Source organism: Bacillus thermozeamaize, from assembly GCA_002159075.1.
Lineage (GTDB): Bacteria > Bacillota > Bacilli > ZCTH02-B2 > ZCTH02-B2 > Bacillus_BB > Bacillus_BB thermozeamaize.
The window spans coordinates 1-1,846 of sequence record LZRT01000031.1 but is presented as its reverse complement, the minus strand read 5'-3'; the positions used below and the strand labels follow the sequence as shown (position 1 = coordinate 1,846).

The following is a 1,846-nucleotide window of genomic DNA, read 5'->3' as shown; positions in this document are numbered from 1 at the left end:
CCAACGAGCTGGATTTGCTGATCAAAATGCTGGCTTACAACCTCTATGAGCGGTTCAAGCGGGACTATTGCGAACCCGTTCATTGGGGCTATACGATCGCCAGGTTTCGGCTGGAGTTCTTCCATTGGGCGGCGACGATCGTTCGGCACAGCCGGAAGCTCATCCTGAAACTGGCTCACGACTTTCCATACCGCCATGCGTGGAAGCGAATCGAAGCGCGGCTGGCGACCATGTCAGGTTAGAGATTCCCACAATTTTACATGGAAAACCAAAAGCCCCTTGCGGTGGGGGAGGGGGGAGGAATACCTTTCAACGCTGACGGGGAGTTGTCTGGCTGGGAACTTCCCTGTTATTTACAGGGTGTTATGCGCTAACATCTCGTGATTTTACCGAAACAATGGGCTTTCGAAATTTAGGTTAAATATACAAGGAAAATCGGGGAAAAGGAAGGGGCTTTGCGTGGACTGGGTTCAAACCAAATTTAAGCTGATTATCTCGGGCATAAATCTTGTCTCTGATTTTCGGCCGATTGATACTGTTCATAATCGTTATGTTCGTGATGTGCGTTGTTCGGTCGGGGAACGAAACACGGTCGTGATAACGGGAACAATTTGCAGTGAAGATCAAAACAAAAATTTCCTGATTGCAGAAGACCTGACCGTCTTTTTTCTTAGATTGTTTTCCCTGTTCGGGTTGAATTGCCGTATTGAACATTTTGAATTGGACAAGGGCGGCGATGTTTTGTGGGACTATCCGCCAGTTCCCTTGGTTGATGGTAAGATGATCAATGATCAAATTGGCAACGTCATGTCTGCTTTTTTTGAACCTCAATCATCCGCTGAGTTTCAAGTTATCCAAGCGTCAACGGGGGTTGATGTACCTCATCATTTTCGAACGTTGGCGGCATTTTTCTTTGAAGAGCTGTGTCCTGATTGGGACGATCATGTGTTGGGAGAATTTGTAGAGGCGTTGCTGGAGCGATATGAAGGTCAGTACGAAAAAAGACTGCTGGAACTTATCGATGTGCTATGTGATACAGATATCACCGACCCTCGTACCAATTTGAATCAGTCATCCAGGTTGCGGTCGGTTATGCAAAACGTCAGTGGCCTGAAGTTCATAGACGATAATGTTGCTCATGGTATACTGGGGTGCATAAAAGTGATTTATCTCCAAATAAGACAAGGCAAGTACGATGGATTAACCAGGAAGCTCGTCTCATCTGCACATGAATTGCTCCTCCCGCTGGTTCAGAAATTGTTGCGTTCTCGAACCTTGGACAACCCCTGATTAGGCTTTGTCGGCATCCATTAAAACTGTCCAGTTTTTGGTTATGTTATAATGATAAGTGAAGTAAGTTTGTCGCTGACCGACATGCGATGAATAAATGGTCGGTACGCAGGTATGTCGCTAACCGATACGCGACTCATCAAGTGGTCGGCTTGACAGCAACGCCTCTAACCCTGGAGAACGAGGTGTTCGCATGAATCGGGAAGAAATTTTTAAAAGTTACAAAGGAAAGAAAGGGAACACGTCTAAGAAAGTTCTTAGGCCCGCACAAGAGCCTGAAGTGTTCAAGTTGATCAGCAAAGCAAAACGAATTATTGCGTTGAGAATGTTGGATCGATAACGCGAAGAATCGCCCCATAATCCCATTACTGAGGGTTATGGGGTTTTTTGATTCGCAAACACTTCCGAAAAGAAATCTTTTCGGAAGTGCAGACTGTCGACAAACCCCTTGTCGGCAGTCTTTTTTATTCGTTTAATTCTTTATCCATTCACCGCGTTAATATGGTATATTATATGTAGTACATACACAGGAGTGATCCGCCTTGCTCCGTAAAAC

1 protein-coding gene and 1 pseudogene are annotated in these 1,846 nt (G+C 45.4%); both read left to right on the top strand.

All coding sequences use genetic code 11. The features are described from left to right. A pseudogene (locus tag BAA01_15720) lies at positions 1-242 on the top strand (transposase). Between the two features lie 217 nt (positions 243-459). Then, positions 460-1,290, top strand: a complete 831-nt coding sequence (locus BAA01_15715) for a hypothetical protein (GenBank protein ID OUM89878.1) — start codon at positions 460-462, stop codon at positions 1,288-1,290. Positions 1,291-1,846: the final 556 nt, after the last annotated feature.